This is a genomic window from Microcoleus sp. Pol8_D6 (assembly GCF_036700965.1).
Lineage (GTDB): Bacteria > Cyanobacteriota > Cyanobacteriia > Cyanobacteriales > Microcoleaceae > Microcoleus.
In genome coordinates this window covers 50,923-59,386 of record NZ_JAUBPW010000040.1, presented here as the reverse complement: position 1 = coordinate 59,386, position 8,464 = coordinate 50,923, and the positions used below count along the sequence as shown (strand labels likewise).

11 protein-coding genes are annotated in these 8,464 nt (G+C 44.3%); 2 read left to right on the top strand and 9 right to left on the bottom strand.

Translation table 11 applies throughout. The features are described 5' to 3' along the window. The first annotated feature begins 76 nt into the window (after positions 1–76). Entirely contained in the window at positions 77–307 is a 231-nt protein-coding gene (locus QUA10_RS17135; RefSeq protein ID WP_333081688.1) for a DUF4926 domain-containing protein, read from the top strand. 245 nt (positions 308–552) lie between these two features. Here the strand turns inward: QUA10_RS17135 and QUA10_RS17130 are convergent, their stop codons facing one another. From QUA10_RS17130 to petN, 4 genes are all read right to left on the bottom strand, one after another. Then, on the bottom strand, positions 553–741 hold the full coding sequence (locus QUA10_RS17130; RefSeq protein ID WP_333025464.1) for a CsbD family protein: 189 nt from the start codon (positions 739–741) through the stop codon (positions 553–555). Between the two features lie 91 nt (positions 742–832). Next, positions 833–1,069, bottom strand: a complete 237-nt coding sequence (locus QUA10_RS17125; protein ID WP_333081571.1) for a DUF167 domain-containing protein — start codon at positions 1,067–1,069, stop codon at positions 833–835. Positions 1,070–1,121: 52 nt separating this feature from the next. Next, on the bottom strand, positions 1,122–1,724 hold the full coding sequence (locus tag QUA10_RS17120; RefSeq protein ID WP_333081572.1) for a DJ-1/PfpI family protein: 603 nt from the start codon (positions 1,722–1,724) through the stop codon (positions 1,122–1,124). Between the two features lie 91 nt (positions 1,725–1,815). Beyond that, positions 1,816–1,905 (bottom strand): cytochrome b6-f complex subunit PetN, encoded by a 90-nt coding sequence (petN, locus tag QUA10_RS17115; protein WP_071883976.1) that lies wholly within the window; start codon positions 1,903–1,905, stop codon positions 1,816–1,818. Between the two features lie 82 nt (positions 1,906–1,987). Here petN and QUA10_RS17110 point away from each other — a divergent pair, with 82 nt between their 5' ends. Then, positions 1,988–2,467: a hypothetical protein gene (locus tag QUA10_RS17110; protein ID WP_333081573.1), complete on the top strand. Its 480-nt coding sequence runs from the start codon at positions 1,988–1,990 to the stop codon at positions 2,465–2,467. 203 nt (positions 2,468–2,670) lie between these two features. Here the strand turns inward: QUA10_RS17110 and QUA10_RS17105 are convergent, their stop codons facing one another. The 5 genes from QUA10_RS17105 to QUA10_RS17085 all read right to left on the bottom strand — a co-directional run bounded on the left by QUA10_RS17105 (position 2,671) and on the right by QUA10_RS17085 (position 8,391). After that, positions 2,671–3,345 (bottom strand): SDR family oxidoreductase, encoded by a 675-nt coding sequence (locus tag QUA10_RS17105; RefSeq protein ID WP_333081574.1) that lies wholly within the window; start codon positions 3,343–3,345, stop codon positions 2,671–2,673. A gap of 165 nt (positions 3,346–3,510) precedes the next feature. Next, the gene (locus tag QUA10_RS17100) at positions 3,511–4,122 is read right to left on the bottom strand and encodes a methyltransferase domain-containing protein (RefSeq protein ID WP_333081575.1); all 612 of its coding nucleotides are present in this window, start codon (positions 4,120–4,122) and stop codon (positions 3,511–3,513) included. A gap of 227 nt (positions 4,123–4,349) precedes the next feature. Continuing rightward, a complete protein-coding gene (bioB, locus tag QUA10_RS17095; RefSeq protein ID WP_333081576.1) occupies positions 4,350–5,393 on the bottom strand; it encodes a biotin synthase BioB in 1,044 nt (347 codons plus the stop codon). Positions 5,394–5,410: 17 nt separating this feature from the next. Further along, a complete protein-coding gene (bioA, locus tag QUA10_RS17090) occupies positions 5,411–6,715 on the bottom strand; it encodes an adenosylmethionine--8-amino-7-oxononanoate transaminase (RefSeq protein WP_333081577.1) in 1,305 nt (434 codons plus the stop codon). A 263-nt stretch (positions 6,716–6,978) separates the two neighbouring features. Further along, positions 6,979–8,391, bottom strand: a complete 1,413-nt coding sequence (locus QUA10_RS17085; protein WP_333081578.1) for an adenylate/guanylate cyclase domain-containing protein — start codon at positions 8,389–8,391, stop codon at positions 6,979–6,981. Positions 8,392–8,464 lie beyond the last annotated feature (73 nt).

Below are 8,464 nucleotides of genomic sequence, written 5' to 3'. Positions count from 1 at the left end.
ATCTAGGGAGTAGGGTTTCATTGTTCTCTTTCTTACCACCTCTAATATTGTACCTAATCGTTAAGCAAAGTGCTGTATTGTTGCTTTAACTGAAGATTTAGAAGCAACCCATTTTGAAACCACACAAATCATTAAATTATATAAAGGACAAGTAGGAACAGTCGTGATGGAATTTGATGGCAGTGCTTTTGAGGTAGAATTTTCTCATCAAGATGGCACAACTTATGCAATGGAAACAATTCCCGCCACAAAATTAATGCTTTTGCATTATGAATTACTAGAATCTCTAGGGGCGGTTCGCCGCTGAATTTTGCCACGCACCAATAATGTTGATAAACCCCTTCCCACTCAACAAGGAACCCCTATTAAGCATCGTCGCTCAACCGTTAAATTCAATTAATTCAGAATTTTGGGCTGGTGGGGGCGGGTTTATGAGATGGTTAGTTTTGGGCAATTATGGTTGGTAAAACCCGCCCATACATAACAAAAAAATCCCGCAAACATATCGTTTGCGGGATTTAGTAGGCAGGAAACTTGTAGGGAATACTGTTACTAAGCTCGGTCTACAATCTCTTTTGCTTTATCTTTGAGGTCTTCTTTCAGGTGAATTGCTGATGCTTCATCCTGCTTGGCTTGACCTTCTAATTTATCTTTCTGATTGCCTGTAACTTCGCTAGCAGCTTCTTGGATTTTGCCTTCAATATTCTTCGCTGTTGCTTCGACTCTATTTTCAATGCTCATAATTTTTTATTCTAACTCTACAACTATTAATATATACTTTTAAAGTTTAGTCTATATCCCTCTTTAGATAGATTTGTTATTACTGTTATTTCTATGTTAAAGGTTCGATTGGAATTTCCACAAGTTTATTTCTCGAAGAAAAACCGGATTTAATGCCGATCGCAGATTTCGGCACTTTAAACTTTTTCGCTAACAGCATGATTAATTCTTGGTTTGCTTTACCATCAACGGGCGGGGACTTGAGATGTATTGTGAGGCTGCCGTCGGGTTGTTCTGCGATGCTTTGCTGTTTGGAATTCGGTTTAACTTTGACTGTGAAAATTTTCATGGTAATTGGTGGTAAGTTCTAATGCCCCATGCCCGATGCCCAATTTTATAAATCATGAAACTTCGACTTTCTCTGAATGTTCGATCTTCGTTCCCAAAACTTTCAGAAATTCAGCCAGCCAGTTAGGATGTGCTGGCCACGCGGGGGCGGTGACTAAATTGCCATCGACTACGGCTTCGGTGACGGGAACTTCTGTATATTTGCCGCCGGCCCGGAGTACGTCGGGGCTGCAAGCGGGGTATGCGGTGCAGCGTTTGCCTTCGAGTACGCCGGCGGCGGTTAGGACTTGCAAGCCGTGACAAATAGATGCGATCGGCTTTTTGCTGTTGGCAAAGTAGCGGGTAATTTGCAGCACTTGTTCGTTGAGGCGGATGTATTCTGGGGCGCGTCCTCCGGGGATAATCAAAGCGTCGTAGTCTGCCGGGTTGATTTCGTCAAAAGTCGCGTTTAAAGTGAAGTTGTGACCTGGTTTTTCACTGTAGGTTTGATCGCCTTCAAAGTCGTGAATTGCGGTGCGAATTGTTTGGCCTGCTGCTTTGTCCGGGCAGACTGCGTGGACGGTATGACCTACCATTTGCAGTGCTTGGAAGGGAACCATTACTTCGTAGTCTTCTACAAAGTCGCCGACTAACATTAAGATTTTTTTGGCTGTCATGTTGACAACTCCTGTTATTTTGATTGGGTTAAATAGGATTATAAAAAATGCGGGGCCGTTAAAAAGCCTGCCCCGCAAGCTATTGTGGAATCTAGAAACCGTTGCGTCCCCAAATGACCATTGAAATTGAGAAGGAGAACAGAACTAGCACCGAAACCCAACCGAGTGACAAAATATCCATAGCTATTTATTGAACAAACTGTACAAAGTGACTCCAAACCTTATGATAAGTCAATTTGAGCCATTTTTGAAATGAGGGTGCTGTGAAGGATTCGTCAAATTTTAGTGCGGCTGAACGGGTAGAATCTTTGAAGGCAGGGAGTGTTGCTGCTTTGTCTTGTTTGCTGGGTTTTGGGGCGATCGCCCTTGGTAATAGCTTAATTCTGGCGGATAGGTTGGATTCTCTGGCAAGTTTGCAGGTAAGGGAAATTGACTTAAATTTTGGCTTGAGAGGGGCGATCGCACTTTTGGGCGGTTTTTTGTTCGGCGTGACTTACCGCTACGCTATCCGTCGCGATACTAATCCGCAGCTTAAATCTGGTGCGGTGTTGGCTTTTGGGCTGGTGCGGGCTTTTGGACAATTGGATGCTGGATTGTTTTTTGATCCCGGGAAGATGCCCGCCCTACAGGAGTTATTGCCGTTTGCGGTTCGCGGTGTCGAGAGTCTGGTATTGTTTGCGATCGCGGGTTGGGTTTTGGATTGGGCGATCGGGCGATCGTGGATTAAGCCCTTTGATTCTTGAGTGTAAAATCTTGCAGCATTTTTAGGAACAGCCAAGATGCCTGTTCCACAACAGTTCAATTTTCTTGTGGGGTGGGCGCATTTTTAGGAACAGGCAAGATGCCTGTTCCACAAGAATTGAATTTTCCTGTGGGGTGGGCTTCTAGCCTGCCCAAAAAATACAATTTAGATGCGATCCAGCTTATTTTTGCGCTAAACCCGCCCCTAGAAAGTTAATACCTCAAATTCTGGATTGCCGTAAACCATCTGTTTATCTACCGCCGACAAAACTTTATTGTTAGCAGCATCAGAAACTAAACACTGACAAACTAGCTGCGCTACATCCGCCCGATGAATCGTTCCAGAAACTCGACAATCTTCTGTTAAAATACCGTTGCCCGTTGCAGGTTCCGATTTGAGTCCGCCGGGACGAATCACTGTATAAATCATCCCGCTTGCTATCAAATGATTTTCGGCTTTTTCCTTTTCAATTAAAACCGGGCGCAAAGTTTCTAAAGCTTGGGGCGGCAAAGCGCCGACACTATTACCGCTGCCGATGGATGAGACTAAAATAAATTTTTGTACGCCTGCTTTTGCAGCCGCATCAATCAAGTTTTTGTTGCCCAAATAATCGGATATTTCTCTATCTTTTGGCAAGCTGCCAATTGTGCTGATTACTGCATGAATTGGCTCACCGTCAGCCATCGCCGCTTCCATAGCAGCAGCATCCAAAGCATCGCCAGTGACGACTTTGATCCCCATTGCTTCTAATTCTGTGCTGGTTGCGGGCGATCGCAAAAGTGCTGTTACTTGCATATTTTGTGCTATCAGACATTTCGCGATTTCTAAGCCGACTCCTCGACTAGCACCCGCCAAAAAAATGTGGAATTTGTCTGTCATATTAATTAGGATTTAATTGGTGCAGAAAGTGGTTTATTTGACTGGATATAATTATACAACAATCTTCTGTCTATTGGTGAATGAGTTTTTTTATTGAACCGCAGAGGGCGCAGAGGAACAGAGGGGAATGATTGGCAATTACCGATGGCCTATTTCCCATTTACGTTAGATTTTTTTGCCTACCATTACTACCCAAGATTGAGCTTCGCGGGGTAAGCCGGGGGGACGATAGTAGTGATTGACAATTGCAAATCCCGCTTGTTCTAAACAAGGCGCTAAAGTATGATATTCCCATCCGGCTGTATAGCGTTTTCCCGTTGGTCTCTCGTCGTATCCTTCCCAATTTCCCCGACACATTGACATGACAATTGCACCGTTAACAACTAAGGCTTTGTGCAAATCTTGCAGCACTTTCACCATCTCGTCGCTGGGAACGTGAATCAGGGAAGCATTGGCAAAAATACCGTCAAATTCGGCTTTTGGCAAGTCGAGATTCAGAAAAGATTGTTGCCAAACTTCGCATCCCGATAACTTCTTTGCTATTTCTACAAAAGCTGGAGTTGCATCTAAGCCTACAACTGTGTGTCCTTGGCTCTTGAAGGCTACTAAATCTCGTCCCGGCCCGCATCCTATATCGAGAATTTTACCTGGATTGCGGGGCATAGCAGCGGTCAGTGCGGATCGATTTTGGGATACGTCGTGATGCCAAGTTCCTTCTCGAAAAGATTCGGCAGTTAGCTGGTATTCTGCGATCGTAATTTCTTCGCGTTTGTCCACAATTTCCCCCCCTTGTATGATTTTAGATTTTAGATTTGAGATTGAAGAATGTCAACCGGAAAATAATGGTTTTTGGCTACAATCTAATAAGAACTTACGGCTGACGCATTTGCTACCTCAAAAATCCGGTTTCTATCCGCCCATGCGTAATGAAATATAGATATGGGTAGGGACACGACACTGCCGTGTCCTACTCTATTTCATCCGATTTAAAACTACTATAATAGTTAAACAACCAGGGTTTTTTGGTCGGAGTTGGTAACTGCTGAATCAACTTCTAAGAGAGAACCTTCGGGAGATTCGATCGCAAATCCCGCATCTCGAATCATGTCCCAATCTTGATGGGCAGCTTGTCCGGGAGTTGTCAGATAATCGCCCACAAAGATAGAATTAGCAGGGTAGAGTCCGAGAGGTTGCAGCGATCGCAAATGCACCTCCCGTCCCCCAGCAATCCGAATTTCTTGGCTGGGAAGCAAAAATCGGAACATACAGAGAATTCGCAAACATTGGCGGGGAGTTAACCGATTCACATCTGCAAATGGCGTGCCGGGAATCGGAATGAAAAAGTTAACCGGCACGCTAGTAACGCCCAAATTGCGAAGCGAAAGCGCTAAATCGATCGCATCATCATCCGATTCGCCCATCCCCAAAATTCCGCCGGAACAAGTTGTGATTCCCGCTGCTTTTACGTGTTCGACGGTTTCAACTCGATCGCCAAAAGTGTGAGTCGTGCAAATGTCTGTGTGATATGATTCGGAAGTATTGAGATTGTGATTTACGCGATCGACTCCAGCTTTAGCCAGCCGATGAGTTTGCTCCTCGCTCAACAATCCCAAACAAGCGCAGATTTTCAGGTTATAATTTGCCTTCACAGTCTCAACAGCATCCAAAACGCGATCGAAAGTAGATGCGTTAGGTTGGCGGCCCGAAATCACCAAACAAAACGTACCAGCTTTTAAATCTGCTGCGCGTTGGGCGGCATCCAGAATTTTCTCCTTAGCTAAAAGCGGATATTTCTCAATTTCCGCAGTCGAAATTTTTGACTGAGAACAATAATGGCAATCTTCAGGACAAAGACCGCTTTGAGCGTTTAACAAATAGTGCAGCCTGACTCGGTTTCCCCAGTAGTGGCGGCGCACCCGATAAGCTGCGTTTAGTTGTTCCAGCAAAACCTCATCCGGTGCGCGCAATACGGCTAAAGATTGCTCGCGAGAGAGACATTTGCCCGCCAGCGCGTCGTCAGCCAAATCGTTCCAATTGGGTAAATTCATTACTAAAATTAAAGGGTTTACAGAGTATCCAAAACCTGACGAATCACCCGATAAATCGATTCTAGTTCATCAGGAGAAATGCAGTAGGGAGGCATCAAGTAAAGCGTGTTTCCCAAGGGGCGGAGCAAAAACCCCGCTTCGAGAAATCTGGCTTTCAATACAGGAGCAATGTCATTAAAATAACCGGAAACGCTTTCCGTTTTCACATCCATTGCTGCGATGGTGCCGCAAGTCCGAATCCGTTCGAGTTTAGGATGATTTCTCAGCCATTGATTCAGGTATTTGTGGTGGAGTTTTTCCATCCCTTGATAGACATTTGGGTTTTGCTCCAAAAGGTCTAAGGATGCTACACTCACCGCACAAGCTAAGGGATTTCCGGTGTAAGAATGACCGTGAAAAAAAGCTTTGTCCCATTCATCTCGCCAGAAAGCTTGATAAATATCCTCCGATGCCATTGTGACAGCAATTGGCAAGCAGCCACCAGACAATCCTTTAGACAAACACAGGATATCCGGTGAAGTTCCAGATTTAAGCGACGCAAACAGTTCGCCCGTGCGACCAAAACCCGTCATTACTTCATCGTAAATCAACAATACATTAAACTGACGGGCAAGTTGTGCGATCGCCCGCAAAAACTCAGGGCGACACATTCGCATCCCCCCAGAACCTTGCACCAAAGGTTCGATAAAAATTCCCGCATAGCTGCCCTGCTTTAAAAAAAACTCCAATTTCTCTAAACTAGCCGCCTCCTTGCTTTCCACCTCATCATCGCCGTCAAAAGTCGCCGGAAAAGGAACAACATCCCCCGCAAACATTAAAGGTGCAAAAGGTTCCCACCACAGCGAACTTCTGCCAGCAGACATCGCGCCCACAGTATCGCCATGATAACCTCCCTCAAAACTAATAAATCTAGTACGGTTAGTTTCTCCGAGATTGCGCCAATATTGAAATGCCATTTTCAGAGCAACTTCAACAGCAGTAGAACCGTTATCAGAAAAGAAAATCCGCGTTAAAGAAGCAGGCGTATGAGTTAGCAATTTACTCGCAAGTTTCTCGGCCGGTTCGTGAGTAAACCCCGCAAAGATTACGTGTTCTAACTTTTGGGCTTGCTCGTAAAGAGCCTCAGCCAGAACCGGATGGCTGTGCCCATGAACAGTCACCCACCAACTAGAAATGCAGTCGAGAATTTGCCGCCCGTCTGCCAATTCCAGCACCGATCCTTTGCCCCGAATTACCTTCAGCGGCGGGGCAGCCGTTTTCATTTGCGTGAAGGGCTGCCAAATCGGTGAATTTGAAGAATTATGTTCCTGATCCGCAGTCATTTTCACCAATAGAACTAATATTAAGCCGCCTTTTAATATAGCAACTTTTACTCACTTATGAAATTTTTCTTTTTTCTTTTTTATTCTTCTCTTCCTACCCTACCCTTCGGGAACCCCTGTGGGGAACGGGAACGGCTTCGCCGAACGTTTCCTTAGCATCTTCGTGGTTCGTTCAAAAAAAATCTAGTTTGGTGTAGAGGGCGGCTGCGCTGCAACGTCTGCCGCCATATCACGTATACCCCGGCGATGCTTAAATTGGTCAGTTACAATTTTCTGCCTTTGAGCAAATAAGTCGTCATAGATCCTTTGCCTTTAACATTAATTTTACCGCGCTTTTCCAACAAATACTTATCGCACAGCAACTCATAAGTTGAGTTGCTAACTTGAATTTTACCCGGAAGTCCTTGAGATTCCATGCGGCTTGCTGTATTCACAGCATCTCCCCACAAATCGTAAATAAACTTTTTAGTACCGATGACACCTGCTACAACAGGCCCAGTATTAATGCCAATGCGGATGTTGAGAGGTTTACCGCATTCGTCGCGGAATTTCATAATTTCTTGCTGCATTTCCAGGGCCATTTCGGCAATAGATTCGGCGTGATTTGTACAGGGAAGTGGCAAACCGCCTGCTACCATATAATTGTCACCTATCGTCTTAATTTTTTCTAAACCATATTGTTCGCTTAAGCGATCGAAAGATGAAAAAATTTTGTTAAGTAATTCGACTAATTCTTCAGGAGATGTGCGCGAAGATATTTCGGTAAAGCCCACAATATCAGCAAACAAAACCGTAACTTCGGCAAATCCGTCCGCAATATTTATCTGACCTTGTTTTAGGCGATCGGCAATCATTACCGGTAATATATTTAGTAATAAACGTTCCGACTTTTCTTGTTCGGCGCGCAATACTTCCTCAGCTTGTTTCCGCTGTGCAATTTCCTGGTATACTCGGTGAAACATTTGATTGAATGCGACCATGAGTTCTCCCAACTCGTCATCGCGCTTGACAGACAGAGAGTAGAAATCAGGTTGTTCTCGATCTTTGCTCAAAGCGTCTCCAGCAGCGATCAAGTCATCGCGCAACCTCAATATAGGTGCAATTACTGTCACGCCTAAAAAGAACATAGTCACAGAAGTGACAAAGGCTGATATAATGATGACTAGAACCGCAATCCGCCCGATAAATGCGTAGAGTTCCGGCTGAACTGTGGAAGCATCGTGGCGAACAATTAAGATGTAATCTCCTCCAAAATGTCGCTCCGTCCAAGCAATATCGTAGCGCTTGCCATCGAAATTGTGATTGTGAACTATACGAGCTTTTTTTAGTTGCTGTAAACTGATTTCTGGGGGTTCGCCAAGTGTATATATTAGCTCACCGTTAGCTTGGTAAATAGATAGTCCTAAGACTACTTGAGAATCCTTAATAATATTTTTTACTTCTTCTTGCAAGAAAGTGCGATCGGAAATATCTTGCTGTAGCAAAAACTCTAGGGAATCAACAGTCGCCCGAGATACCTGTTCAAGTTGACTTAAAAGTTCATTTTCTCGCCGAAAATAAGAGGGAACTAAAATAATTCCCTCTATGACAAGAATGCTAGCAAATACCCACAAAGCTATTTGCCTAGACAAGCGAGATTTGAAAAATTTCAAAAATGATAAAATCCGCGATAACATAAAACTTACTATTTTGCCAATTGCTAATGTAGGACATAGGAAAATAAACCCGGTTTCTCGTAATAAATTTTTG

Excerpts from the sequence above, each read along its gene's own strand:
- QUA10_RS17130 (WP_333025464.1), bottom strand. The coding sequence starts at position 741 with ATGAGCATTGAAAATAGAGTCGAAGCAACAGCGAAGAATATTGAAGGC.
- QUA10_RS17125 (WP_333081571.1), bottom strand. The coding sequence starts at position 1,069 with ATGAAAATTTTCACAGTCAAAGTTAAACCGAATTCCAAACAGCAAAGC.
- QUA10_RS17120 (WP_333081572.1), bottom strand. The coding sequence starts at position 1,724 with ATGACAGCCAAAAAAATCTTAATGTTAGTCGGCGACTTTGTAGAAGAC.
- petN (WP_071883976.1), bottom strand. The coding sequence starts at position 1,905 with ATGGATATTTTGTCACTCGGTTGGGTTTCGGTGCTAGTTCTGTTCTCC.
- QUA10_RS17105 (WP_333081574.1), bottom strand. The coding sequence starts at position 3,345 with ATGACAGACAAATTCCACATTTTTTTGGCGGGTGCTAGTCGAGGAGTC.
- bioB (WP_333081576.1), bottom strand. The coding sequence starts at position 5,393 with ATGAATTTACCCAATTGGAACGATTTGGCTGACGACGCGCTGGCGGGC.
- bioA (WP_333081577.1), bottom strand. The coding sequence starts at position 6,715 with ATGACTGCGGATCAGGAACATAATTCTTCAAATTCACCGATTTGGCAG.
- QUA10_RS17085 (WP_333081578.1), bottom strand. The coding sequence starts at position 8,391 with ATGTTATCGCGGATTTTATCATTTTTGAAATTTTTCAAATCTCGCTTG.